This window comes from Enterococcus sp. DIV0546 (assembly GCF_051712785.1).
Classification (GTDB): Bacteria; Bacillota; Bacilli; order Lactobacillales; family Enterococcaceae; genus Enterococcus; species Enterococcus faecalis.
In genome coordinates this window covers 1991210-2017002 of the sequence record NZ_JBIOPO010000001.1, presented here as the reverse complement: position 1 = coordinate 2017002, position 25793 = coordinate 1991210, and the positions used below count along the sequence as shown (strand labels likewise).

Sequence of the window (25793 nt, the reverse complement as noted above, 5' to 3'; positions counted from 1 at the left end):
AAAATATGCTAAACTAGAGAAGATGAGGTGAAGACATGAAAGACTATCAATATCCATTAGATTTAGATTGGACGACAGAAGAAATGGTGATTGTCACTAATATGTGGACAGCAGTTGAGCAAGCCAACGAAACAGGCTTGCCTGTTGACAAATTTTTAACAACCTATCAACAATTTAAAACGGTCGTTAAAAGTATCGGCGAAGAAAAACGCTTAGGTCGTGAATTTGAAAATGCTTCAGGATATTCGTTATATCGTACGCTTCAACAAGCTAAAAAACAGGGAAGCGGTAAATTAAAGCTGGGGGATGATTAGGTGACTGAAAGGCAAAAATTTATTCAAACAATTCAAAGTTGGCTTTTTGAAGCAGCCGATGTGATTCGAATGAACTTGGAATCAGAGTTAACCGTTCAACAGAAAAATGGCCGCACCGATTTAGTGACAAATATGGATGAACAAACCCAAGAATTTTTAATGAATAAAATTCAAACAAATTTTCCCGAAGATCAAATTTTAGGGGAAGAAAAAGGCTACAATACTTTAAAAAGTTTTGCTGGTCGCGTGTGGATCATCGATCCGATTGATGGCACAATGAATTTCGTGATGGAAAGAGAAAATTTTTGTATTATGTTAGCTGTTTATGAAGACGGCATTGGTAAATTAGGTTTTATCTATGATGTGATGCGAGAAGAACTTTATTGGGGCGGCAAAGGGCTTGGCGTTTATCGGAATAATCAATTATTAAAAGCACCTACTATGAAAGCCTTGGCAGATGGATTATGGGGCATGAATGCTTACATGCATGGAAAAAATATTCATCACGCAACGGAAATCGGACAAGCAAGCATGGGCGTGCGTATTAGCGGTTGTGCAGGTTTGGAAATTATTGCTATGTTAAAAGGCAACCATCATGGCTATTTATCTAATCTAAGTCCTTGGGATTATGCAGCCGGCTTAGTACTTTTGGAAGAATTTGGGTTTAAATACTCTGGTATTACAGGAAAACCATTAACTTTTGCGGGTCGTGAATACTTTATTGCAGCAACTCCTGAAACCTATGATGAAGTATTTACCCGATATTTAAATGAATCGGAATAATCAAAGAAGAGCGTTGCTGAAAGGTAAGGCTCTTCCTCTTTTAAAAGAGAAAAATTTGTAAAAAAATGTCCTTGTTTTCAGAAAAAGCCGAATAATTTCTAAAACTTTCATTATTTTTGCAGGCGAAAGCCTTTTTTTAATGAAAAAAGTTTGCTATAATAAGCAGTCGGCTTTTATGGACTTAAGTAACATAAGCGTATATAGATAAGGAGCAATTAAATTGAAATACAGAGATGATATTCGTAACGTGGCAATTATCGCCCACGTTGACCATGGTAAAACAACCTTAGTAGATGAACTTTTAAAACAATCTGACACTTTAGATGGACACACACAATTACAAGAACGTGCAATGGATTCCAATGCACTTGAAAGTGAACGTGGAATTACTATCTTAGCAAAAAATACAGCCGTAGATTATAACGGTACACGTATCAACATTCTAGATACACCAGGACACGCGGACTTCGGTGGTGAAGTAGAACGTATCATGAAAATGGTAGACGGTGTTGTTTTAGTTGTCGATGCGTATGAAGGAACAATGCCTCAAACACGTTTCGTATTGAAAAAAGCATTAGAACAAAAAGTAACACCAATCGTGGTTGTTAACAAAATTGACAAACCTTCTGCTCGTCCTGAACACGTAGTAGATGAAGTTTTAGAGTTATTCATCGAATTAGGTGCAGACGACGATCAATTAGATTTCCCAGTTGTTTATGCTTCTGCTTTAAACGGAACTTCAAGTGAATCAGATGATCCAGCAGATCAAGAGCCAACAATGGCCCCAATTTTTGATAAAATTATTGAACATGTGCCAGCTCCAGTTGATAATTCAGACGAGCCACTTCAATTCCAAGTCTCATTACTAGACTACAACGATTACGTTGGACGTATTGGGATTGGCCGTGTGTTCCGTGGCACAATGAAAGTCGGCGACCAAGTTGCGTTGATGAAATTAGATGGCAGCGTGAAAAATTTCCGTGTAACGAAAATTTTAGGTTTCTTTGGCTTACAACGTGTGGAAATTGATGAAGCAAAAGCGGGCGATTTAATTGCGGTTTCCGGAATGGAAGACATTTTCGTTGGGGAAACAGTTGTAGATGTTCACAATCAAGAAGCATTACCAATTCTACACATTGATGAGCCAACCTTACAAATGACTTTCTTAGTTAACAATTCTCCATTTGCGGGACGTGAAGGAAAATACATCACCGCTCGTAAAATCGAAGAACGTTTAATGGCTGAATTACAAACAGACGTATCTTTACGTGTTGATCCAATTGGCCCAGATTCTTGGACTGTATCAGGCCGTGGCGAATTGCATTTATCAATTTTAATTGAAAACATGCGTCGTGAAGGCTATGAATTACAAGTTTCTCGTCCAGAAGTTATTGAACGTGAAATTGATGGGGTTAAATGTGAACCATTTGAACGTGTTCAAATTGACACACCTGAAGAATACATGGGTAGCGTGATTGAATCACTAAGTTTACGTAAAGGCGAAATGCAAGATATGATTAATGCCGGTAACGGACAAATGCGTTTAATCTTCTTAGCACCAGCTCGTGGCTTAATTGGTTATTCAACAGAATTCTTATCAATGACTCGTGGTTATGGTATTATGAACCACACCTTCGATCAATACTTACCAATGATTCAAGGAACGATTGGCGGCCGTCATCAAGGTGCACTAGTTTCAATCGATACTGGTAAAGCAACGACTTACTCAATCATGAGTATTGAAGAACGTGGTACAGTTTTCGTTGAACCAACGACAGAAGTTTACGAAGGAATGATTGTTGGGGAAAACAACCGCGACAACGATTTAACTGTGAACATCACAAAAGCTAAACAAATGACTAACGTTCGTTCGGCAACGAAAGACCAAACATCAGTCATCAAAAAACCGAAAAAATTAACGTTAGAAGAATCATTAGAATTCTTGAATGAAGATGAATACTGTGAAGTAACACCAGAAAGCATCCGTTTAAGAAAACAAATTCTTAACAAAAACGAACGCGAAAAAGCAAGCAAGAAAAAGAAAAAAGCTGAATAATTTTTCGACAAATAAACATTTAAACCAACTATGCTCGTTTTACTACGAAAATAGTTGGTTTTTTTGATGGCAAAAACGAATTAATGCGTATTTTAAGATAAGGTTATTTTTTTATGTGTGGATAACTACTCGTTATCCACAACAAGCAAATGCCGCTATTTTTGAAAGCTTTTGATAGCAAGCTTTCACAATTTTTCATTCTTTTTGATGTTTCACGTTAACTGGTGTTTCACGATTGTGTCTTGTTTTAACACACCTTGTTCCTGTTAGATTAGCGTGTTAAAATGACTTGTAGAACAAAGATTGGAGCGCAATAAATGAGTGCATTACAAGAATTATTAAAAGATACATTTGGCTATGATGATTTTCGGCCAGGACAAGAAACGATTATTCGTCATGTATTGCGACAAGAAAATGTCTTAGGCATTATGCCAACAGGTGGAGGCAAATCGATTTGTTATCAGTTGCCAGCCTTACTTCTGGATAATTTAACATTGGTGATTTCACCATTAATTTCTTTAATGAAAGATCAAGTAGACGCCCTGAATTTAATGGGGATTCCAGCTACATATATCAATAGTACCATTTCCTATCAAGAGATGAATCATCGTATTCAATTAGCGGTTAACAAAGAAGTCAAGCTATTGTATGTTGCGCCAGAGCGATTAGAATCTTATGATTTTCAACAGATGCTGACACATGTACCGATTGATTTATTGGCAGTAGATGAGGCACACTGTATTTCACAATGGGGGCATGATTTTCGTCCAAGCTATTTGCGTTTAGCAGAGATTATCGATCAATTTCAACAGCAACCAACTGTGATTGCACTAACAGCAACAGCAACGCCACAAGTAGCGGAGGATATTGTCAAGCAATTAAGAATTCCATCAGAAAATGAAATCAAAACAGGATTCGCTCGAGAAAATTTATCTTTTCAAGTCGTGAAAGATCAAAATAGAGACGTTTTTCTTTTGGAATATTTAAAGATGAATACTGGGCAATCAGGTATTATCTATGCAAGCACGCGGAAGGAAGTTGAACGAATTTATCATTTATTAGAGAATAAAAAAATTGCGGCTGGGATGTATCATGGGGGCATGAGTGAACAGCTACGTAGTGAAAATCAAGAAGCGTTCTTGTATGATCAAGTGCAAGTGATGGTAGCAACAAATGCCTTTGGTATGGGGATTAATAAGAGTAATGTTCGTTTTGTCATTCACGCACAAGTACCAGGGAATATTGAATCTTATTACCAAGAAGCCGGCCGAGCTGGTCGTGACGGTCTGCCTAGTGATGCTGTGCTAATGTTTGCTCCACAAGACTTGCAAATTCAACAATACTTTATTGAACAATCTGAAATGACCATTGATTATAAGCAGAAAGAGTACTTGAAATTACGGGAAATGTCACAATATGCGAATGCACAAATGTGTTTACAAAAATATATTTTACGCTATTTTGGTGAAGAAGGGACGGACTGCGGTCGCTGCTCGAATTGTCTGGATAATCGAGAATTAGTCGATATTACGGTCGATGCCCAAAAAGTCTTGTCTTGTGTAAAACGTATGGGAGAACGTTTCGGTAAGGGCTTAGTTGGTAAAGTCTTGACTGGCTCAAACGATCAAAAAATTGATCAATGGCATTTTGATCGTTTGCCAACATACGGACTAATGAAAGGCCGCACCCAAAAAGAAGTCACACAGCTGATTGATTATTTGACAGCAGAACGTTATTTAATTCCTTCTGATGGGCAATTTCCGTTGTTATCAGTCTCGACAGAAGGTGTTCAGGTGCTTTTAGGGGAACGGAAAGTCTTCCGAAAAGAAGACCAAAAAGTACGAAAAGTAGCAGTGGATGATGCCTTGTTTGAACGATTGCGCGAATTACGTATGGACATGGCTCAAGAGGCAGGTGTGCCGCCATATGTAGTCTTTTCCGATAGTACACTTAAAGAAATGTGTGAAAAATTACCGCAAACAACGATTCAATTATTGCAAATAAAAGGGGTCGGCCAAAATAAATTAGATAAATATGGCACCGCCTTTTTAGAAGTAATTAAAGAATATCAAGAGACAAAAAAATGATATAGTTTGTTATTTTATTTAAAATTAAAAGCAGAAAATAAGGAAAAAGTCTTTTAATGTATTTGTTGTTGTATTGATAAAATAAGCTTGTTATATAAAGAGATTTCTTACTTAATATATCGCTTGGTTTTAGAAAATTTCTTAAAGGAAATTTTCTGAAATCATCATGTATCTAACTGAGAATTATGTTATAATTATTTAATTAAGATAGGGAGGTTCTGTACAAATGGACGAAGGAATTTCAAAGAAATTTGCCATTCAATTATTAGAAGACGATGCAGAACGCATTAAAATGCTTATTCGTAATCAAAAAAACAGTTTGTGCATTTCTCAATGTAAAGCATTTGAAGAAGTGGTGGATACACAAATGTATGGTTTTTCAAGACAAGTGACCTATGCGACCCGTTTGGGGATTTTAACTAATGATGAAGGACATCGCTTACTAAGTGATTTAGAACGCGAATTGAATCAATTATATACAGATGTTTATGAAGAAACACAAGAAAAAAACGAGATTGGCAAGGAGGGCTAAGCTTTGCCAAACAAAGTAAAGAAACGGCATTTGCTAGACTATAGTATTTTTATTCCATATTTAATTTTAAGTATCGTGGGATTGATTATGGTATATAGTTCCACATCCGCATTACAAGTAATGAAAGGTTTTTCACCTACGTCATTCGTTATTAACCAGGTTGCCTTTTGGGTAGTAGGGTTAGTTGCAATGTTTTTTATTTATAAGATGAAAACATCCGTTTTCCAGAATCGAAGTTTTATCATGTTTGCCATTGCAGTAATTACGGTTATGGTTTTAGCCGTTCGGATTCCTGGTATCGGGAAAGAAATTAACGGCGCACGTGGTTGGATTGAGATTGGTGGATTTTCGATGCAACCAGCTGAGTATTTAAAAATTATGGTTGTCTGGTATCTGTCTTATATTTTAGCACGGCGACAAAAGACAATTAATGGAGGCATGGATCAATTTAAACAAGCTGCCGGGCGCCCGTTGATGCTCGTTTTTGTATTAATTGCTCTAGTTGCAATCCAGCCTGACTTCGGGAATGCGGCCATTCTAACATTAATTACCATCGTGATGGTTTTAGCAAGTGGGATTAATTATATGTATACCTACTTGGTCGGTGGCTTGGGCATTTTAGGTAGTATCACGGCTATTCAGTTATTAATTATGTCGAAAGGAAAAATTTTCCCAGCACGTTATCAATATATTTATAATCGTTTTGCTGTTTTTAAAAATCCATTTTTAGATGAACGGAACTTAGGCCATCAGTTAGCTAATTCTTATTATGCAATCAGTAATGGCGGCTGGTTTGGCAAAGGTCTAGGGAATAGTGTTCAGAAAAAAGGCTTTTTACCAGAAGCACATACGGACTTTATCTTTGCGATTACTTTAGAAGAGTTAGGCATTATCGGCGGTCTAGCGATTTTAGGATTGTTGATGTTTATGATTGCGCGAATTATTTTAGTCGGTGTACGCTCGAAGAAACCTTTTAATTCACTAATGTGTATTGGAATTGGTACAATGTTATTAATTCAAGTCTTTATTAATGTTGGTGGGATTACTGGGATTATTCCATTAACAGGAATTACTTTCCCGTTCTTGAGTCAAGGTGGGAATAGTTTGCTGATTATTTCGATTGCTGTGGCCTTTGTCCTGAATATCAGTGCAGATGAAACACGTCAGAAATTAGAAAATGAGTACTATTTATCTTTAGAACAGAACCAATAAATTTGAAGGAAATTGATGGTAGGAGTGACGTTATGAAAAAGGTATTAGTTGCCAATCGTGGCGAAATTGCGATTCGAATTTTTAGAGCTTGTACAGAATTAGATATCCGTACAGTAGCGATTTATGCTGCAGAAGATGAGTATTCTGTTCATCGTTTCAAAGCAGATGAAGCGTATTTAGTTGGTAAGGGGAAAAAACCAATTGAAGCCTATTTAGACATTGAAAATATTATCCAAATTGCCAAAAAATCGGGAGCAGATGCCATTCATCCTGGTTATGGCTTTTTATCAGAGAACTTACGCTTCGCCGAACGTTGTGAAGAAGAAGGAATCATTTTTGTCGGACCTAAAACACATCATTTAGATATTTTTGGCGATAAAATTAAAGCGAAAGAAGCAGCTGTAGCTGCGGGGATTGCTTCGATTCCAGGCTCAGACGGGCCAGTAGCAACGGTGGAAGAGGTCGTAGCTTTTGGTGAAACGCATGGCTTTCCTATCATGATTAAAGCTGCTTTAGGTGGCGGCGGTCGCGGGATGCGCGTTGCCCACGATGCCAAAGAAGCACGAGAAGGTTACGAGAGAGCCAAAAGTGAAGCGAAAGCAGCCTTTGGTTCTGACGAGGTTTATGTTGAAAAGTATATTTCTAATCCTAAACATATCGAAGTACAAATTTTAGGCGATCATCATGGGAATGTCTTGCATTTATTTGAACGTGATTGTTCCGTTCAACGGCGCCACCAAAAAGTGGTAGAAGTCGCACCATGTGTATCAATGAATGAAGAACAACGAGCAGCCATTTGTTCGGCTGCTGTACAGTTAATGGCGCATGTCGGCTACGTGAATGCGGGAACGGTTGAGTTTTTAGTAGAAGGGGATCAGTTTTATTTTATTGAAGTGAATCCTCGTGTTCAGGTAGAACATACTATCACAGAAATGATTACAGATATTGATATTGTGATCTCTCAATTACAAATTGCACAAGGGCTTGATTTGCATAAAGATATGCATTTGCCAAAACAAAACGAATTGACATTAAAAGGCGCGGCTATTCAATGTCGGATTACGACTGAAGATCCCCTGAACCGATTTATGCCAGATACAGGGAAAATTGATACGTATCGTTCACCAGGTGGTTTTGGTGTGCGTTTAGATGTAGGAAATGCTTATTCTGGCTACGCTGTGACGCCTTACTTTGATTCTTTATTGGTTAAAGTCTGTACGCATGGTTTCTCTTTTGAACAGGCAATCAGTAAAATGCAACGCTGCTTAAAAGAATTTCGGATTCGTGGCGTGAAAACAAATATTCCGTTTTTACAAAATGTTGTGAGCTATCCAGCGTTTCAATCTGGCGAAGCCAAAACAACCTTTATTGATAATACACCTGAATTATTTGAATTTCCTCGTATGCGCGATCGTGGCAATAAAACGATGAAATACATTGGAGAAGTAACGGTCAATGGGTTCCCTGGCATTGAACGAACGGAGAAAAAATATTTTGAAGCCCCGCGCGTGCCGACAGATATTGAAGTTCCAGAAAAAGTGATCACAGCTAAAAATATTCTAGACGCTCAAGGAGCAACCGCCGTCATCGATTGGGTTAAGAATCAAGAAAGTGTGTTAATGACAGATACCACGTTCCGTGATGCGCACCAAAGTTTATTAGCTACTCGTGTGAGAACACAAGATTTTAAAGCAATTGCTGGTCTAACTGATGCAGCCCTGCCTGAGCTGTTTTCTAGTGAAATGTGGGGTGGCGCTACGTTCGATGTTGCCTATCGCTTCTTAACCGAAGACCCATGGCAACGTTTAAGAAAAATTCGTCAGTTGATGCCAAACACACTTTTACAAATGCTGTTCAGAGGTTCTAATGCGGTAGGCTATCAAAATTACCCTGATAATGTTATTGAAGAATTCATTAAAGAATCTGCTCGCCAAGGAGTCGATGTTTTCCGAATTTTTGATAGCTTAAACTGGATTCCTCAAATGGAAAAAAGTATTCAAGTCGTTCGGGATACCGGAAAAATTGCGGAAGCAGCAATTTGTTATACTGGGGACATCAATGATCCAGCCCGAGCAAAATATAATGTTCAATATTACCTTGATATGGCTAAAGAATTAGAAAATTTAGGTGCACAAATCATTGCGATTAAAGATATGGCTGGCTTATTGAAACCACAAGCTGCTTATCGTTTAATTAGTGAATTAAAGGCAGCCACGGATTTACCAATTCATCTCCATACCCACGATACTAGCGGCAATGGGATCATCACTTATTCAGCAGCTACTAAAGCAGGCGTTGATATTGTTGATGTCGCAATGAGTGCGATGAGTGGCGCAACTAGCCAGCCAAGTATGAACAGTCTATATTATGCTTTAGTCAATGGTGAACGGACGCCAACTATTAACATTGATAATGCACAGAAAATCAATCATTATTGGGAAGATGTGCGCATGTATTATCAACCATTTGAAAATGGGTTAAATGCCCCGCAAACAGAAGTCTATATGCATGAAATGCCTGGTGGGCAATACTCTAATCTACAGCAGCAAGCAAAAGCGGTAGGCTTAGGGCACCGTTGGGATGAAATCAAAAAAATGTATCACACAGTGAATTTGATGTTTGGTGATATTGTAAAAGTGACGCCATCTTCAAAAGTCGTGGGAGACATGGCACTCTTCATGGTTCAAAATCATCTGACAGAACAAGATGTTTATGCGCGTGGTGAAGAACTAAGTTTTCCTGAATCCGTTGTGACTTTTTTCCAAGGTGATTTAGGTCAACCAGTTGGTGGGTTCCCGAAAGAGCTCCAACGAATTATTCTAAAAGGTCGACCAGCCTTCACAGAGCGGCCAGGTGACTTAGCAGCACCTGTTGATTTTGCGAAAGTACAAGAAGAATTAGCCGAAAAAATTGGGTATCAACCTAAATTGGAAGAAGTTTTAAGTTATTTAATGTATCCACAAGTATTTTTAGAGTATCGTCAAAAATACGAAACCTTTGGAGATATAACCTTATTAGATACGCCAACATTCTTTAATGGTATTCGTCAAGGAGAGACATTGGAAGTTCAAATTGAACGAGGAAAAACGTTAATTATTCGTTTAGATGAAATTGGCGAACCTGATATTGACGGAAACCGTGTCTTGTTCTTCAATTTGAATGGGCAACGTCGTGAGGTTTTAGTTAAAGATGCCTCCATTAAGTCTGCTGTTCAAGTAAAACAAAAGGCGGAACCAACTAATAAAGAACAAATCGGCGCAACGATGTCTGGTTCTGTTCTACAAGTATTGGTCAAACGTGGCGATAAAGTAGAAAAAGGTCAGCCGTTGCTGATTACAGAAGCCATGAAAATGGAAACGACTATCGAAGCACGTTTTGCGGGCACGGTTGATCACATTTATGTTGAAGAAGGCGAAGCAATCAGCTCAGGTGATTTGTTATTAGAAGTGAAAGAAAAATAAGATGAGAGGGGAAAAAATGAAGCGATTTTGGGCCTTTACTGCTGTTTTTTTAACAGTTCTACTCATCGGATATTTAGAGCCAGTTTTTTTCCCTGCTGAAAAACCAACCGAAACAGCTCAAAGTGGGCGCTTATCCAGCGCTCACACCGCTGTTCCTCATGAAGAATTGCCAGCTTCTGGCTACGCAGCATACATAGGGAAAGATGTGGAAACCTTTATCCGCCAGTTTGGCAATCCTAAAGAAAAAATTAAAACAGGTCGTACGTATGAATTATGGACGTTCGGTTTGACGATGAATGATTACTTAGAAGTCAACGTTCGAGAAAATAAAGTCATCGCAATTAAGGCCTTTAACAATGACAAAATGATAGAACCGTTTAAAATAGATATGAAGCTTGCTGACTTGTCTGATTTAATGACGATTTATTCGAATTTTGCATTTAATTTTCATCATGAAGCTTACGATGTCGAGCTGATGGAAGAAGATATGAACTATCGACCACTGGTTGCTTTTGATAATGGCAGTTTTGCAGTGTTATTTTTTAATCAGCGGACAGGCGGTTTAATGGCAGTTAATTATGTCAATAAAGAAACGTTGCTCACGGAAATGCCGTATCAATTAAATGAAGGTTCTCCTTTGCCAGTTGATATAACGCAGTCAATGACCTTCGATCCTGTTCAAAGTAACCAAGCGATTTATGTCATGAATCTGGTTAAACAGCAAGAAAATCAAGCTGCTTTTTCAGTCTCTACACAAAGTCAAAAAGATGCCCAAACATTGTATCAAACGCTGGCTAACCATACACCAACAATTTTGTCGGCAAATCGACAAGCAGAATTGTTACAAACGAGAGAGGAACATACAGCCATTCATCCCTTTCATTTGACTAAGGACGAATTTTCTTTATTAGTTAAAACGAGCAAACTTTCGTTGAGAGAACCAGCAGGTATTTTCCAAGAACCTGTTTATGATAGTACCTTTACTATTTTGTCATGGTTTTCGGACCCGCAATATGATAGCTATTTTGCTGAGTCAGAAACGACAGAATTGGGCGTTGCCTTTTCCAATGAAGGTGTGTTAGTCTTATTAGAGAAACGACCAGAAAATAGGCAAATCACGGAGAGTAGTGAAAAGTTATGATTGTGACAGAACATTTATTTGCAATTGAAGATCAAACAGAATGCTTAATTTCAGCACTTTTAGAAAGTGATGCTGTTCAAAACTATAAAGAAACAAAAAAAGCTATGTATGCTTCGGCGGAAGTTGCTCAGTTACAAAAAGCATTTTTAGAAGCTAAGTCAGCTTTTGAGCGAGTAGAGGCTTATGGAATTCATGCACCCGATTTTCGGGAGAAACAACGAGCCCTACGTAAAGCGAAGCGGGCGCTTGATTTAAATGAAATCGTTGCAAATTATCGTTTTGCTGAGACAAACGTTCAAACGTTGCTAGATACAATTGGTTTAAAGATTGCGCAACTAATTTCTGAAGATATTAAAGTAGATGCTGGAAATCCTTTCTTTGAACGAGGAAAGAAACATTCAGGTTGTGGAGGAAGCTGCCATGCAAGCTAAAGAAGAAAAAGAATTTACGCTTCAAGAGCGTCGTTGCCTAATTGTTTGGGTATACACATTAAAACCGTTAAAACAGTTACGCCGATATGGACTGATTCACTATGTTTCACGAAAAATGAAATATGTGGTGATTTACATGAATGAAGAAAATATTGAAAGTAACATGGAAAAAATTAATCAGTTACATTTTGTTCGAAGTGTCGATAAATCGTATCGACCAGATGTCGAAATGAATTTTGCTGAAAAAATTGGTACCAAAGCGGCTTATCAAGAACAAGAAGACGACGGCTATGTAGTAGAGGAATTATCTACAGAGATTCGCTTAGCAGAGAATGTCTAATGCAAAAGAGTGAGAAATGTTATGAGAAATTTCAAACATTTTTCACTCTTTTTGTTATAATGAATTATAAAAGAATGATTGATAAAGGAGTCGAAACAATGCGTGTTATTTCTGGAGAATATGGTGGCCGGCGCCTGAAAGCGTTAGATGGCGACAATACTAGGCCCACAACAGATAAAGTAAAAGAATCTATTTTTAATATGATTGGTCCATATTTCGAAGGTGGAATGGCGCTGGATTTATATTCAGGAAGTGGCGGGTTAGCGATTGAAGCCGTTTCTCGTGGAATGGACAAAAGTATTTGTATTGAAAAGAATTTTGCTGCACTAAAAGTAATTAAAGAAAATATTGCGATTACAAAAGAACCAGAAAAATTTGAAGTTAGAAAAATGGATGCTAATCGTGCCTTAGAACAGTTTTATGAAGAGAAGCTACAATTTGATTTGGTCTTATTGGATCCGCCCTATGCCAAACAAGAAATTGTTTCACAATTAGAAAAGATGTTAGAACGGCAGTTATTAACAAACGAAGCCGTTATCGTTTGTGAAACAGATAAAACTGTCAAATTACCGGAAACGATTGGTACACTAGAAAAAACAAGAGAAACCGTTTACGGAATCACTCAAGTAACGATTTATCGTCAGGAGGCGTAAGATGCGTAAAATTGCTCTATTTCCCGGAAGTTTTGATCCGATGACAAATGGTCATTTAAATTTGATTGAACGCAGTGCGAAGTTATTTGACGAAGTCATTATTGGCGTTTTTATAAATACAAGTAAGCAAACATTATTTACGCCAGAAGAGAAAAAATATTTAATTGAAGAAGCAACTAAAGAAATGCCAAATGTGCGTGTTATTATGCAAGAAACCCAGTTAACTGTGGAAAGTGCAAAATCATTAGGGGCTAATTTTTTGATTCGTGGCATTAGAAACGTCAAAGACTACGAGTACGAGAAAGACATTGCTAAAATGAATCAACATCTGGCGCCAGAAATTGAAACGGTTTTTCTATTAGCAGAAGAACCATATGCACATGTAAGCTCCAGTTTACTAAAAGAAGTTTTACGTTTTGGGGGCGATGTGTCTGACTATCTTCCTTCCAATATTTATCATGCGTTAAAACAAAAGAAGAATGACTGGAGCTAAAATAATGAATAAAAAAACAGAAAAATTTTCGTTTAAATCACTCATTCCAATGGTATTGGCATTGCTGCTAATTGGTTTGTTTATCGTCCCAATTCCTTATTATATTGAAGGACCAGGAACGACAGAAAATTTAAAAGAGTTTGTAACTGTTGATGGGAAAAAAGATACGCAGTCAGGTGCTTTTTATTTAACAACGGTGGGCATTCGTTCGGCCACTATTTTTTCTGCCATAAAAGCAAACTTTTCGGATTTTCAAGAAGTCATGTCAAAAAAAGAATTAATGGGAGATAGTAGTAATAGCGAATATAATCGAATTCAACAATACTATATGGATTCCTCAAAAAACGCCGCAATTGAGCAAGCCTTAAAATTAGCGAAGGTTCCATATGAGATGAAATTTAAAGGCGTCTATGTGTTAGCGATGGAAGACAACTCAAGTTTTAAAGGAAAAATTGAAGTTGGCGATACCGTGACAGGCGTGGATGGCAAATCTTTTAAAAGCAGTGAAGAATTAATGAATTACATTAAAGCACAAAAAGTGAATCAAAAAGTCACTGTTCAATTTATTCAAGATGGCAAAGCAAAAGAAGCGACCGGCAAATTAATTGAATTGCCAACAGATAAAAAAGCGGGGATTGGTATTGGCTTGACCGATCATACAGAAATTGATTCTTCTATCCCAGTATCTATTGAAGCGGGTGATATTGGTGGGCCATCGGCTGGGTTAATGTTTACTTTGCAGACCTATGAACAATTAAGTCATAAAGATTTACGTAAAGGTCATGAAATTGCCGGAACAGGTACGATGAACAGTCAAGGAATCGTTGGTAGAATCGGAGGCATTGACAAAAAAGTTGTAACTGCCAGTGAGAACGGCGCAGAAATTTTCTTTGCACCTGATGATGAAATAACTTCAGAAATGAAAAAAGTTGAGCCAAAAATCAAATCGAATTATCAAGAAGCACAAGAAGCTGCGAAAAAAATTGGGACAAAAATGAAAATTGTCCCAGTAAAAACGGTTAAAGATGCCTTGAACTATCTAGAAAAATTAAAATAAAAGTGTGCCTGGGCCAAAAATTACTAGTGATTTTTGGTCCAGGCGCATTTTTTTGTTAAAAAATGCGTAATTATATTTTGAAGGGAGGACAAACGATGGATTGGTTGAAACAGTTACCCAAAAAGTGGCTATTGCTAGGTAGTGGTGCGTCTATAGTTATTTTGATAACTCTATTAGTGGGCATTTATTTGATGGTTAATAAGGAGCCACAAGTAGACACCACAATGTGGGAGGAGACAAGTTTGACCACTACGGCAGAGGTCGCCACAGATGCTACAAAAGAAAGGGCAGAAACAATGATCTATGTTGATATTAAAGGCGCAGTGAAAGTACCAGGAATCTATCAACTAAAAAATCAGCAGCGAATTTGGGATGCTTTAGCTTTAGCTGGAGGCGTGAGCGAGGAAGCTGATACTGCCCAGGTCAATTACGCTCAAAAAGTAAAAGATCAAATGATTATTTACGTGCCCAAAAAAGGAGAAGCAGTGGCACAGTCATTAGAAACGCTGCAGGAATCGGCGCCTGCTCAGCAAAATCAGGAGGAAAAAATCAACCTTAATACGGCAACAGAAGCAGAGCTACAAACGATTTCAGGAATCGGTGCGAAAAAAGCACAAGAGATTATTCGCTTTCGTGACGAACAAGGACCGTTTAAAACCGTCAAGGAACTGAAAAATGTTCCAGGTATTGGAGAGAAAACAGTAGAACGTTTAAAAGACATGTTGACAGTGACTGGCTAACTTTTAACAGAAAATTCCTGAGAATTCTTGACTATGGGATGCGGATAACATACTATTTGTAATAAGATTAAATGATTTGGCAAATCGAACACAGGAGTCATTAAAAATAAAGGAGGTTTATTATGGAACGAATTCCATGGGACCAATATTTTATGGGACAAAGCGTCTTATTATCATTAAGAAGTACTTGCACACGGTTAACTGTCGGAGCAACCATTGTTCGCGACAAACGAATTATTGCAGGAGGTTACAATGGTTCAGTCAGTGGCGGAACGCATTGTATTGATGAAGGATGCTATGTTGTTGATAATCATTGCGTTCGGACAATCCACGCAGAAATGAATGCAATTTTACAATGTGCGAAGTTTGGCGTCCCTACAGAAGGGGCAGAAATTTATGTGACACATTTCCCTTGCCTGCAATGTACAAAGATGATTTTACAAGCAGGGATTAAAAAGATTTATTATTTAAAGGATTACCGTAATGATGCGTACGCCCTAAATTTAATTGAACAAGTAGGAGCCACGGTTGAAAAAGTGACTTTAGTACCAAAATATTTTGCCGAATTACAATGGGGAGAAGAATTTGCCACACTTGAGGACAATCCTTCCTCATCTGAGGAATAATTGGTTATTCATAGCTCTGCTGACTAGTTGTGGGCTGTGGTGTTTTTTCGCACCTAGTCTATTAGGAGCTCTTCTTTTTTCTATCACTGTTATCCGTATTGTCTGTACAAAAAGTTTTCCTGTTATATTGGGAGGTTTTTTGTGCAGTTTTTTAATAGTAGGGGGCATATTGATTTTCCAGTGGTTAAAGCCAGTCTCTTTGTTGCCTAAAGAAGTCCGCTTGTCAGGACAGCTAACGATATTACCAGATGAAATACAAGTCGATGGTGATCAAGTAAAATTTCCTGCCAATTGGATCGTAAAAGGCAAAAGGCAGAAAGTGATGGCATTTTATCAATTAAAAAGTGTGAAAGAAAAGCAGCAATGGCAACAACTAACCACGACCATTCAGGCAACCGCTGTAGGTATTTTAGACTCGCCCCAAGGTCAAACCAACAAAAATGGCTTCAATTATCAACTATTTTTAAAGAATCAAGGAATCGAAGCTATTTTATTCATTGAGGAGATAGGACAACAGCGTTCCTTTTTTTCTTGGCGGTTTAAAGAAATCATTAGCGGCTGGCGGAAGTGGGCGATGGTACATATTCAGAAAAATTTTGGTGAGACTAGTGCAATGTATATGAATGCGTTGCTCTTAGGTTTTCGTAATGAAGAATTTGCTGAAATAAGCGATAAATTTTCAGCATTAGGCATTTTGCATCTTTTTAGTTTGTCAGGGATGCATGTTTCTTTTTTCCTTCGTTTATTTCGCTTGCTAATGCTAAGAATTGCTCGCCGAACGCAAGAAAGTTATTTTTTGTGGCAATGCGGTTTTTCACTGATATATGCTGGTTTAACAGGATTCTCAGTCAGTGTCATGCGGGCGCTTTTACAAACAAACCTCAATACGTTCAATCGACGGTTTAATTGGCAGGTTCCGGCCCTCGATTGTTGGAGTTTAACTCTCTTAGTGCACTTGATTGTTCAGCCAACCCTCTTTTTTTCAGTCGGCGGTCAATTTAGTTACTTACTTTCCTTTGTTCTGCTGTTTTTAGAGCAAACATTGGTTGGTTATTCTTCGCCTTTCATTAAAAATTGTTTAGGCTCTTTCCTATTGGCTGTGGCTTCCTTACCTATTTTAGTCCAATCATTTTATGAATGGCCCTTGTTAGGAAGTTTCTTAACATTTCTCTTGTTACCAATTTTTGAACGGTTCTTGTTACCGCTTTTGACGTTGAGCTTTTTTCTAGTGATTATTATGCCAGCACGCTATTTAGCAGCCTTGCTCGAACCGCTATTTTTAACAATGAATGGCTTATTTGAGTGGGTGCTAGTTCACTTAAATCCGAAGCTGACCATCGGCTATTTAAATACTTGGATACAAATTAGTTTGCTATTACTAATCGGACTTTCAATGATTTATTTAGCAGACAAGTCTAAAAAAATTTTTTTCTCAATCGGACTACTAATTGTTTTGATAAATAGTAAATACCTTTCGCCAATTGGCATTGTTGCAATGATCGATGTAGGCCAAGGGGATAGTTTGTTTATCCAAGCGCCTTTTCACAGAAAAAATACACTGATCGATACAGGTGGTCGGTTGTCTTTTGACAAAGAAGCTTGGCGGCAACGGAAAAATAGTCGATCAGGAGCGGAATATTCAGTGATTCCTTTTCTCAAAAGTCAAGGAGTCAAACGTTTAGATGAAGTGATCATCACACACGCACATGAAGACCATTTTGGCGATTTATTAGCCATTGCGCAGAAGGTTCCAATTTCTGTTCTTTATTTTCCTAAAGGAGCAGCTGAAGCCAATTTTTCGTTTCGCCAAGTCTTGAAACAACTCCAAAAAAGCGGGACAGACTGTCGGCCAATTTTAGCGCCCAAGCGAATTAATGGGCCCGTTTCTTTTCAAATTTTATCACCAAATAAGAGCAGTATTGGGGGCAATAATGACTCGATAGTGTTTTCCACACAATTAGGCGGACGGCATTTTTTATTTACTGGTGACTTGGAAGCCGAAGGAGAAGAACAAGTGTTGGCTCGCTATCCCCAGTTGAAAATCGACATCTTGAAAGTCGGTCATCATGGTAGTAAAACGTCGTCTACTAAAAGATTTATCAAACAGCTTAATCCGCGAGAAGCATTGATTTCAGCTGGACTGAATAATCGTTTTAAACATCCTCATCAGGAGACATTAGCGACGCTGGAGGAGCAAAAAATAAATTATTATCGGACCGATCTTCAAGGAATGATTTATTATCAATGGTTACCTTGGCAAGGGCTTTCTAAAGCCAAATTTGTTAAAGAACAAGACTAGTATTTCCAGAAGTAACATGATAGGATAAACAAGAGAAACGAGAAAAGGAGCGAGCCAATGGAGTTACAAAAAGCTTTGAAAGAAGTGCGAGAGCAAAAAATCGCTCCAGTGTATTTATTAATAGGAACAGAACTTTATTTAACTGAATTATTTAAAACAACATTGATGAAAGAATTGTTGACGGAAGAGGATGATCAATTTAACTTTTTCTCATTTGATATGGAGGAAACACCTTTAAGTGCAGCGATTGCTGAAGCGGAAACAATTCCGTTTTTTGGTGATTATCGCCTTGTCTTTGTGGAAAATCCTTACTTTTTAACTGCCGAAAGAAAAACAAACGGTGTGGAACATGATGTCAATCTTTTATTGAATTATTTGGAAAGTCCATCACCAACAACTGTTCTTGTTTTTATGGCCTCATATGAAAAATTAGATGAACGCAAAAAAGTTACCAAAGCATTGAAAAAAAATGCCACAGTGGTTGACGTCAATCCAATGGATGAAAAGGCTATTCGTCAGTACATTTCTCAAACGATTGAGAGTGAAGGGTACACTATTCGCTCCGATGCTTTTGATTTATTACTTCAATTGACAGACTTGAACTTATCAAAAATTATGGGAGAATTACAGAAGCTGTATTTATATGCCCTTGAAACGAAGACAATTACACGAGGTGCGGTTCAAGAATTAGTCCCTAAGTCTTTGGAACATAATGTTTTTGACTTAACCAACGAAGTACTTTCTGGAAACAGTGAAAAAGCTGTTCAATTGTATGAAGATTTACTTTTACAAGGAGAAGAAACCATTAAGTTAAATGCAATCTTATTGAATCAGATTCGCCTTTTTCTACAAACAAAAATTTTGGCTAAGATGGGCTATCAACAAGCGAATATTGCTGATACATTAAAGGTTCATCCTTATCGAGTCAAGTTAGCGTTACAACAAGTCCGACGATTTGAATTGTCTCGATTAGAAAGACTTTATGATGAATTAGTTGAAAATGATTACCGCATGAAAACGGGCCAAATGGATAAAGAATTACTATTCCAATTATTTATTTTAAAATTGACTGCGCAAGCAAAATAAGAAAGTACCAGAGACAATCGTCATACAACGATTGTCTCTGGTACTTTCTTATTATTTAGCTCCTAATAGTTCTTCTTTTCCGTGAACAAGCTGTGTCAACATGGCACAGAAAGGTGTTGCTACGTTGTATTTTTGTCCTTTGCGCCAAACAGCACCATTAATGTAATCAATTTCTGTGAGACGATGATTTTTAATTAAATCTTGATACATAGACGGATAGTGCAAGCCAATACCGTTTGGATCATAAGTTTGAGCAATATGTGTATAGACTTCTGCTTGATCTAAATGAATGGCTTCTTTTTCTGCGACTGCTGCAAATTCACTGATTAATGTTTTAACAAGGGATTCACTAACAGGTAGTGCACCAAATTCGGCAATGTTACAATCAAGGATTGTACACAAACCGTTTAGCGTGCCATTGACACAGGCTTTCCGCCAAATAGAGTAGCGAACATTGCTACTATAGCTTGGATTTAAACCAGCTTTTTGGAAGACATCAACGACTTCTAAAGCAAATTCTTTACCAGAAGGATCAATATTTTCTAATTCAATTTCGCCATCACCTAAAAGTTTAACACGTCCCGGTCCTTCTAAACCAGCTGTCCACATGGTAATGCCAACCAAGATGTTTTCTTTTGGTACATATTTTTCTAGTACATCTTCATGACCTAAGCCATTTAATAAACATAGTACATATGTTTTTTCGGTAATCATTGGTTGAATCGCTTTAAACATTGCATCTAATTGTTGTGCTTTGGTTAAAGCGATAATTAAATCTACTTGTTCATTTTGATGGTCAATTTCTTCTGGTGAGAAGATTGGTAGGTTCGCGACAACTTCTTCTCCGTTAAAATCAGCGATTAAACCATTTTTACGAATGGCTTCAATGTGTGCGGGCCATTGATCGATTAAAGTTACATCATTTCCGCCTTGATGCAACATAATTCCTAAACGGCTGCCCATAGCGCCGGCACCAGCAATTGCAATTTTCATGTGTATCCATCTCCTTAAAAGTTCTTTAACCGTTATTATTATACAGCAACTTTCCTAAAAATGAATAAATGGGACTTGCAAATTTGTTATTTTTTAAATGTTTCCTAAAAAGTAAGGATTGCATCAAATGGTAAAGTAAGCTAAAGTAAAGCGTGGAAAAGTTTATAAATGAAAGTAGAGGAATCGTTAATGACGAAAGAAAAATTTTGTCGAGAATCACGAGTGATTCAAACACATCGTGTATTTCCCTTTGATTTAAATCCCTTTGGTGCACTATTTGGTGGGAAATTAATGTCTTTAATTGATGACGCCGCATCCATTTCCGTTTCACGGCATTGTCGGAGAGGGGCAGTTACAGCATCTTTAGATAACTTGAATTTTTTAAAACCTTTAAAAGAAAATCACTCAGTGTGTGTTGAAACGTTTGTTTCTGGCGTGCATCATAAATCGATGGAAGTATTTGTTAAAGTTGTAGGAGAAGATTTAACAACTGGAGAGCGTTATTTAGCGGCGACTTGTTTTACAACTTTTGTAGCCATTCCGTCTCATATGAATCCTGAAAGTGACTTCCAATTAGCGGCAGTCGTCCCAGAAACTGCAGAAGAAAAGTTGATTTGTTCCAATTATGAAACGAGACGACAACAACGTTTAGCTTTGCGAGAAGAGACTAAATTATTTAGTCAACATCTCACAACGGATTTACCGTGGATTGATTCACCTTTATAAAAAAATGTCCGAGTCTTTGTGAAAACAGACTTGGACATTTTTTGATGAAAAAAGAAGCTAACATGAATGCTAACTTCTATCTCACATTATTTAGCTAATTTGCTTAAACGAATTTTATCGCGGTTAGCTTTGTTTTTATGGATTAAACCTTTAGTTGCAGCCATATCAACAGCTTTAACAGCTTCGTTGTATAAAGCATCGACGTTATCAGCTCCAGCAGCTACAGCTTCTTCAAATTTCTTGATTGCTGTACGCATTGCGTTTGTTTGAGATGAATTTTTCGCATTCGCGTTAGCACTTGTACGTACGCGTTTGATTGCAGATTCGATATTTGGCATTTGTTTCACCTCCGATGATTTAGGTTTTACACTGGTCAGCCAATGTAATTCAACAGTAATCATTATACCTAATCCATTGTTCCATTGCAATAAAAGACGACAAGTTTTTTTCCTTAACAGACAATTTCAAGAAAAAAATAAGAAAATTTGCCAGAGCCTTAAGAAAAAAGCATACATTTTTTTTAAAACATGCTATGATAAAATAGATAAATGAAAAATGGTGGTGTCTTTGTGAGTATTGCATTATTGGTAACGATTACTTTGGTAATGGGTGTAATTTTTGTTAACGGTTGGACGGATGCGCCGAACGCAATTGCAACCGCTGTCTCGACTCGGGTGTTAAAACCGAATGTCGCAATTTGGATGGCTGTTGTGATGAACTTTTTAGGTGCATTAGTCATGACCTTTTTTAATGCCCAAGTAGCTGAAACGATTAGCAACATTGTTAGTTTTGACGCAAATGGAAACGCTTCACAGGTGGCTTTGGCTGCTTCGCTTTTTTCAATTGTGGTTTGGGCAGTTGCTGCGTGGTATTTTGGTATTCCCACAAGTGAAAGCCATGCGTTAATTGCCGGCTTGACTGGTTCGGCAATGGCATTAGGTGGTTTGGGTGCAGTCAATGGCTCGGAATGGATCAAAGTGCTTGTTGGTCTAGTTGTTTCTACCGTTATGGGCTTTGGCGGCGGTTATTTAATTGCCAAACTTGTTGTGAAAGCTTTCTCGGCTGTGCCTAGAAGAAAAGCCAACAAATTTTTTACAGTTGGACAAGCCTTTGGTGCAGGAGCTAATGCTTTTTTACATGGTGCGCAAGATGGGCAAAAATTTATGGGCGTGTTCATGTTAGTGCTTTTTTATAATAATTTAGTCGAAAAAACAGGTGGCGGTTTTGTGATTCCGTTATGGGTTATGGTTCTGTGTTCCATTACAATGGGCATTGGAACTTCTGTGGGCGGCATGAGAATCATTAAATCAGTCGGGATGGATATGGTAAAACTTGAACGCTATCAAGGCTTCACTGCGGATTTAAGCACGGCTATTTGTTTATTTTTAGCATCGGCTTTTGGGATTCCAGTTTCAACTACTCATACAAAAACAACAGCGATTATGGGAGTAGGTGCTTCTAAGCGAATCTCAAGTGTTGACTGGCGTATCGTGAAAGAAATGCTGATAGCATGGATTTTAACTTTCCCAGGATGTGGGCTGATCGCTTATGTGATGTCAAAATTATTTATTGCAATTTTTTAAGGAGAGAAAAACATGGCACGTAAAAAACAATTTGATTATTTTGGAGAATTAAACCAGTTAGCAACAAATGCTTATGAAGCGGCAAAGGTTTTGCAAGAAATTGTAGACAATTATTCATTAGAAAACTTAGTAAAAAAATCAGAAGCGATTCATCAATTGGAAAAAGAGAATGATGAAATTGTTCGCAAAATTTTAAATGAACTCTATATTTCCTTTATTACGCCGATTGATCGAGAAGATATTGTCGATATTACGGATCACTTAGATAACATTATCGATAGCATTAATAGTTTGTCTTATTTACTTGATCATTTAGTTGTCGAAGAAATGATTGCGCCCGCGCTAGAATTAACTGCTTATATTGTTAAAGCGACAGAAGGCGTTAAATCAGCAACGAAGGAATTTGCAAAATTTAAGAATTCTAAAACGTTAGTTTCATTGATTGATGAAGTGAATACGATTGAATCTCAAGGAGATAAATTATACAGTAGCGCCATGAAAGATTTGATGACTAACGAAAAAGATTTATTAAAAGTTATCAAGTGGAAAGATGTTTATGATCAGCTTGAGCGCACGATTAATGATTGTGAATCAGCTGTTAATATTATTGTCGGAATTGTCATCAAAAATACGTAAAGAAAAGAGGGGGAGCTGTTGGTTAAAGTAATTGTTGATGCTGATGATTTTGGGATGTCAGAAGCGATTAATCATGGCATTATCAAAAGTTATGTCGATGGTTTAACGACGTCGACACTTTTGATGCCCAATTTACCAACAGCAGAACACGCCGTTGCGTTAGCAAAAAATTATCCAGGATTATTTGTAGGTCAGCATACGAATTTTTTATTAGGGAAACCTTGTGCGGACCCATGTATGATTCCTTCACTGGTAGATGAACAAGGCAATTTTCATCGCTCTTCTTATTATCGTCAACAAAAACAAGTAACCTTCGTATATGAAGAAGTACGACTTGAAACGATTGCGCAATTGACGCGCTTTAAGGAACTAACTGGACATTATCCTGAACATTTTGATTGCCATTCGATTGGTGATGAAGTGGTTGATCAAGTATTTTTAGAATTAGCAGAAGAGTACGGACTTCATACAACCCTGAAATATAGTGGGGAAAAAGAATATCCACCGCAACAAGGTTATTTTCAGGTGACACATTTGTTAGAGTCTGGCGCGTTATCTTATATTCACGAAGGCGTATCAGTGGAGAATTTTTTAAAAGATGACTTTGGTTTATTACGGATGCCGGAATCGGCAATTGCTGAGATGCATTTTGATGTTGGGTATTTGGATCAATTTGTTTTAGACAATTCTTCATATACCACTTTACGCTGCAAAGAATTAGCAACGATTTGTGATCCTCGTGTTCGTCAGTGGTTTGAAGAACAGGGGATTGAGCGAATAACGTTTGGCGATTTAAAAAAATAAAACCGTTGCTTTCAATAGTGAAAGCAACGGTTTTATTTTTATGAGAATAACCAGTAGCCAATTAAAATCGCACCTAAAATTACACGATACCAACCGAAAACTGTAAAATCGTTTTTCTTCAAGTAATTCAATAAGAATTTAATCGCAATGATGGAAACAACGAAGGCAACAATAGAGCCAGTTAATAAAATAATGATTTCTTCTGATCCAAACGTATTTCCTTTAGCCAAGAATTTAAAGATTTTTAAAAAACTTGCTCCAAACATTACTGGAATTCCTAAGAAAAATGAAAACTCTGTTGCAACAAAACGTGAGGCCCCAATTAAGATTGCCCCTAAAATGGTCGCTCCTGAACGTGAAGTTCCTGGAATTAATGCCAGTACTTGGAAAGCACCAACGATTAAAGCGGCTTTATAAGTGAAGTCTTTTAGATTAGTACACTTCGGTGCAACATTTTTATTTCGTTTTTCAATGATAATAAAAGCAATCCCATAAACAATTAACATAATCGATACTGTTAAAAAGTTATAAAAATGTGCATCTAAATAATCATCAAATTTTAGACCAATAACTGCCGCTGGTAAACAAGCGACTAAGACTTTAGACCAAAGAATCCAAGTATCTTTTTTCTCTTCGCCATTTTTCTTTGGTGAGAAAGGATTCAATTTGTGGAAGTATAAAATAACAACCGCCATAATCGCTCCCAATTGGATAACGACGTTGAACATTTCCATAAAATCTTTACTTAGATCGAGTTTAATAAACTCATCCACTAAAATTAAATGTCCGGTACTACTAATTGGAAGCCACTCGGTAATTCCTTCGATAATACCAAGAATAATTGCTTTCCATAGGTTAGCAAAAAGCATGTCACCATTCCTTTCTGAAATAAATGCAAAACACATCAAGTATAAGTATACCCGCTGACAAAGTAAATGCCAATGCAAATTCTTATTTTAAAATAAATTTTAGAATTATACAAAGGTGCCACTTGTAATTCATGAAACTTTTTTCTATACTAGTGATACTTTAAAAAATGGGGGAAGAGAAATGTTTGGATTTTTGAAGAAAAAGAATGAAGTTATCGAAAATAATACAATGTATGCCGTTGCCAATGGAACCGTTATCCCAATTAGTGAAGTGAATGATCCTGTTTTTTCACAAAAAATGATGGGAGATGGCTACGCAGTAGTTCCAGAAAATGGTGAAATTTATGCACCTATTGAAGGAGAAGTTTTAAGCGTTTTCCAAACAAAACATGCCATTGGTTTAAAAATGACAAACGGTCTTGAAATTTTATTACACATGGGTATCGATACGGTAGAGTTAAACGGGGCACCGTTCACTATTAAAGTGAAAGAAGGCGACCAAGTGACTGCAGATACGGTGGTCGCAATTGCTGATTTAGAAGCAATTAAAGCAGCTGGTAAAGGAACTGAAATGGTTGTCATTATTACCAACATGGATAAAGTAGCACAATTTTCGTTAGAGAAAACTGGCGTGGTTACAGCTGGTACACCAGTTGGCTCTGCCACAGCCAATTAATGCATTAGACGAGGTCGGGACAGAACCGTTTAGCTCCGAGAAATAAGAAGAAATTTCTGAAAATTGATCTTTGATTTTTGGAGAATTTCGGCTTATTTCCGAAGGAGTTGGTTCTATTCCCGCCGTTTATCAGTTTTTGTTCCACGCTCGTTTTTTTTTGAACAAAAATAAAATTTTATTTTGGAATTAAAAAAT

At 37.4% G+C, this 25793-nt stretch carries 25 protein-coding genes; 22 read left to right on the top strand and 3 right to left on the bottom strand.

Going from position 1 to position 25793, the window contains the following annotated elements:
• The first annotated feature begins 35 nt into the window (after positions 1-35).
• The 17 genes from IGJ24_RS09770 to holA all read left to right on the top strand — a co-directional run bounded on the left by IGJ24_RS09770 (position 36) and on the right by holA (position 19311).
• Positions 36-314 (top strand): UPF0223 family protein, encoded by a 279-nt coding sequence (locus IGJ24_RS09770; protein ID WP_002356679.1) that lies wholly within the window; start codon positions 36-38, stop codon positions 312-314.
• Positions 315-1097, top strand: a complete 783-nt coding sequence (locus IGJ24_RS09765) for an inositol monophosphatase family protein (RefSeq protein ID WP_289865744.1) — start codon at positions 315-317, stop codon at positions 1095-1097.
• Between the two features lie 220 nt (positions 1098-1317).
• Positions 1318-3153: a translational GTPase TypA gene (gene typA / locus IGJ24_RS09760; protein ID WP_002356682.1), complete on the top strand. Its 1836-nt coding sequence runs from the start codon at positions 1318-1320 to the stop codon at positions 3151-3153.
• 317 nt (positions 3154-3470) lie between these two features.
• Positions 3471-5240, top strand: coding sequence for a DNA helicase RecQ (gene recQ / locus IGJ24_RS09755; RefSeq protein ID WP_010824815.1), 1770 nt, complete (start codon positions 3471-3473; stop codon positions 5238-5240).
• 226 nt (positions 5241-5466) lie between these two features.
• The gene (locus IGJ24_RS09750; protein WP_002356684.1) at positions 5467-5772 is read left to right on the top strand and encodes a YlaN family protein; all 306 of its coding nucleotides are present in this window, start codon (positions 5467-5469) and stop codon (positions 5770-5772) included.
• A 3-nt stretch (positions 5773-5775) separates the two neighbouring features.
• Entirely contained in the window at positions 5776-6984 is a 1209-nt protein-coding gene (locus tag IGJ24_RS09745; RefSeq protein WP_002356686.1) for an FtsW/RodA/SpoVE family cell cycle protein, read from the top strand.
• A gap of 32 nt (positions 6985-7016) precedes the next feature.
• Positions 7017-10445: a pyruvate carboxylase gene (locus tag IGJ24_RS09740; protein ID WP_289865745.1), complete on the top strand. Its 3429-nt coding sequence runs from the start codon at positions 7017-7019 to the stop codon at positions 10443-10445.
• A gap of 16 nt (positions 10446-10461) precedes the next feature.
• Positions 10462-11586 (top strand): CAP-associated domain-containing protein, encoded by a 1125-nt coding sequence (locus IGJ24_RS09735; protein ID WP_002362207.1) that lies wholly within the window; start codon positions 10462-10464, stop codon positions 11584-11586.
• Entirely contained in the window at positions 11583-12017 is a 435-nt protein-coding gene (locus tag IGJ24_RS09730) for a YlbF family regulator (RefSeq protein WP_002356689.1), read from the top strand. The genes IGJ24_RS09735 and IGJ24_RS09730 overlap by 4 nt, the downstream gene beginning before the upstream one ends.
• A complete protein-coding gene (locus tag IGJ24_RS09725) occupies positions 12007-12357 on the top strand; it encodes a YlbG family protein (protein WP_002359714.1) in 351 nt (116 codons plus the stop codon). The genes IGJ24_RS09730 and IGJ24_RS09725 overlap by 11 nt, the downstream gene beginning before the upstream one ends.
• A 59-nt stretch (positions 12358-12416) precedes the next feature.
• Positions 12417-13010: a 16S rRNA (guanine(966)-N(2))-methyltransferase RsmD gene (gene rsmD, locus IGJ24_RS09720; protein ID WP_077932795.1), complete on the top strand. Its 594-nt coding sequence runs from the start codon at positions 12417-12419 to the stop codon at positions 13008-13010.
• A 1-nt stretch (position 13011) separates the two neighbouring features.
• Complete coding sequence (gene coaD / locus IGJ24_RS09715) at positions 13012-13503, top strand: pantetheine-phosphate adenylyltransferase (RefSeq protein WP_010777843.1); 492 nt, start codon at positions 13012-13014, stop codon at positions 13501-13503.
• Positions 13490-14560, top strand: coding sequence for a SepM family pheromone-processing serine protease (locus tag IGJ24_RS09710; RefSeq protein WP_025192837.1), 1071 nt, complete (start codon positions 13490-13492; stop codon positions 14558-14560). The genes coaD and IGJ24_RS09710 overlap by 14 nt, the downstream gene beginning before the upstream one ends.
• A gap of 62 nt (positions 14561-14622) precedes the next feature.
• Complete coding sequence (locus IGJ24_RS09705) at positions 14623-15300, top strand: helix-hairpin-helix domain-containing protein (protein ID WP_025192836.1); 678 nt, start codon at positions 14623-14625, stop codon at positions 15298-15300.
• A gap of 122 nt (positions 15301-15422) precedes the next feature.
• The gene (locus IGJ24_RS09700; RefSeq protein WP_129193705.1) at positions 15423-15926 is read left to right on the top strand and encodes a ComE operon protein 2; all 504 of its coding nucleotides are present in this window, start codon (positions 15423-15425) and stop codon (positions 15924-15926) included.
• Between the two features lie 34 nt (positions 15927-15960).
• Positions 15961-18225 (top strand): DNA internalization-related competence protein ComEC/Rec2, encoded by a 2265-nt coding sequence (locus tag IGJ24_RS09695; protein ID WP_164980785.1) that lies wholly within the window; start codon positions 15961-15963, stop codon positions 18223-18225.
• 57 nt (positions 18226-18282) lie between these two features.
• Positions 18283-19311: a DNA polymerase III subunit delta gene (gene holA, locus IGJ24_RS09690; protein ID WP_002364451.1), complete on the top strand. Its 1029-nt coding sequence runs from the start codon at positions 18283-18285 to the stop codon at positions 19309-19311.
• A 51-nt stretch (positions 19312-19362) separates the two neighbouring features.
• On the opposite strand, the gene IGJ24_RS09685 is transcribed toward holA, so the two are convergent.
• Positions 19363-20304, bottom strand: a complete 942-nt coding sequence (locus tag IGJ24_RS09685) for a ketopantoate reductase family protein (RefSeq protein ID WP_002397139.1) — start codon at positions 20302-20304, stop codon at positions 19363-19365.
• A 168-nt stretch (positions 20305-20472) separates the two neighbouring features.
• On the opposite strand from IGJ24_RS09685, the gene IGJ24_RS09680 reads away from it, so the two are divergent.
• The gene (locus IGJ24_RS09680; protein ID WP_002382741.1) at positions 20473-21030 is read left to right on the top strand and encodes an acyl-CoA thioesterase; all 558 of its coding nucleotides are present in this window, start codon (positions 20473-20475) and stop codon (positions 21028-21030) included.
• Positions 21031-21116: 86 nt separating this feature from the next.
• Here IGJ24_RS09680 and rpsT read toward each other — a convergent pair whose 3' ends face one another.
• The gene (gene rpsT / locus IGJ24_RS09675; RefSeq protein ID WP_002356703.1) at positions 21117-21368 is read right to left on the bottom strand and encodes a 30S ribosomal protein S20; all 252 of its coding nucleotides are present in this window, start codon (positions 21366-21368) and stop codon (positions 21117-21119) included.
• 210 nt (positions 21369-21578) lie between these two features.
• Here rpsT and IGJ24_RS09670 point away from each other — a divergent pair, with 210 nt between their 5' ends.
• From IGJ24_RS09670 to IGJ24_RS09660, 3 genes are read left to right on the top strand one after another with little or no spacing between them, the layout of a single operon-like run.
• Positions 21579-22613 (top strand): inorganic phosphate transporter, encoded by a 1035-nt coding sequence (locus IGJ24_RS09670; protein WP_002356704.1) that lies wholly within the window; start codon positions 21579-21581, stop codon positions 22611-22613.
• A gap of 12 nt (positions 22614-22625) precedes the next feature.
• Positions 22626-23249, top strand: coding sequence for a DUF47 domain-containing protein (locus IGJ24_RS09665; protein ID WP_002356705.1), 624 nt, complete (start codon positions 22626-22628; stop codon positions 23247-23249).
• Between the two features lie 18 nt (positions 23250-23267).
• Positions 23268-24053, top strand: a complete 786-nt coding sequence (locus IGJ24_RS09660) for a ChbG/HpnK family deacetylase (RefSeq protein WP_010820181.1) — start codon at positions 23268-23270, stop codon at positions 24051-24053.
• Positions 24054-24091: 38 nt separating this feature from the next.
• On the opposite strand, the gene IGJ24_RS09655 is transcribed toward IGJ24_RS09660, so the two are convergent.
• A complete protein-coding gene (locus IGJ24_RS09655; RefSeq protein ID WP_002356708.1) occupies positions 24092-24922 on the bottom strand; it encodes an undecaprenyl-diphosphate phosphatase in 831 nt (276 codons plus the stop codon).
• 115 nt (positions 24923-25037) lie between these two features.
• Here IGJ24_RS09655 and IGJ24_RS09650 point away from each other — a divergent pair, with 115 nt between their 5' ends.
• Complete coding sequence (locus tag IGJ24_RS09650; RefSeq protein WP_002397141.1) at positions 25038-25598, top strand: PTS sugar transporter subunit IIA; 561 nt, start codon at positions 25038-25040, stop codon at positions 25596-25598.
• Positions 25599-25793 lie beyond the last annotated feature (195 nt).

Coding starts and splice junctions, on each gene's coding strand:
- IGJ24_RS09770 (WP_002356679.1), top strand. CDS start 36: ATGAAAGACTATCAATATCCATTAGATTTAGATTGGACGACAGAAGAA.
- recQ (WP_010824815.1), top strand. CDS start 3,471: ATGAGTGCATTACAAGAATTATTAAAAGATACATTTGGCTATGATGAT.
- IGJ24_RS09750 (WP_002356684.1), top strand. CDS start 5,467: ATGGACGAAGGAATTTCAAAGAAATTTGCCATTCAATTATTAGAAGAC.
- IGJ24_RS09740 (WP_289865745.1), top strand. CDS start 7,017: ATGAAAAAGGTATTAGTTGCCAATCGTGGCGAAATTGCGATTCGAATT.
- IGJ24_RS09735 (WP_002362207.1), top strand. CDS start 10,462: ATGAAGCGATTTTGGGCCTTTACTGCTGTTTTTTTAACAGTTCTACTC.
- IGJ24_RS09730 (WP_002356689.1), top strand. CDS start 11,583: ATGATTGTGACAGAACATTTATTTGCAATTGAAGATCAAACAGAATGC.
- IGJ24_RS09725 (WP_002359714.1), top strand. CDS start 12,007: ATGCAAGCTAAAGAAGAAAAAGAATTTACGCTTCAAGAGCGTCGTTGC.
- rsmD (WP_077932795.1), top strand. CDS start 12,417: ATGAATTATAAAAGAATGATTGATAAAGGAGTCGAAACAATGCGTGTT.
- coaD (WP_010777843.1), top strand. CDS start 13,012: ATGCGTAAAATTGCTCTATTTCCCGGAAGTTTTGATCCGATGACAAAT.
- IGJ24_RS09710 (WP_025192837.1), top strand. CDS start 13,490: ATGACTGGAGCTAAAATAATGAATAAAAAAACAGAAAAATTTTCGTTT.
- IGJ24_RS09705 (WP_025192836.1), top strand. CDS start 14,623: ATGCGTAATTATATTTTGAAGGGAGGACAAACGATGGATTGGTTGAAA.
- IGJ24_RS09700 (WP_129193705.1), top strand. CDS start 15,423: ATGGAACGAATTCCATGGGACCAATATTTTATGGGACAAAGCGTCTTA.
- holA (WP_002364451.1), top strand. CDS start 18,283: ATGGAGTTACAAAAAGCTTTGAAAGAAGTGCGAGAGCAAAAAATCGCT.
- IGJ24_RS09685 (WP_002397139.1), bottom strand. CDS start 20,304: ATGAAAATTGCAATTGCTGGTGCCGGCGCTATGGGCAGCCGTTTAGGA.
- IGJ24_RS09680 (WP_002382741.1), top strand. CDS start 20,473: ATGAAAGTAGAGGAATCGTTAATGACGAAAGAAAAATTTTGTCGAGAA.
- rpsT (WP_002356703.1), bottom strand. CDS start 21,368: ATGCCAAATATCGAATCTGCAATCAAACGCGTACGTACAAGTGCTAAC.
- IGJ24_RS09670 (WP_002356704.1), top strand. CDS start 21,579: ATGAAAAATGGTGGTGTCTTTGTGAGTATTGCATTATTGGTAACGATT.
- IGJ24_RS09665 (WP_002356705.1), top strand. CDS start 22,626: ATGGCACGTAAAAAACAATTTGATTATTTTGGAGAATTAAACCAGTTA.
- IGJ24_RS09655 (WP_002356708.1), bottom strand. CDS start 24,922: ATGCTTTTTGCTAACCTATGGAAAGCAATTATTCTTGGTATTATCGAA.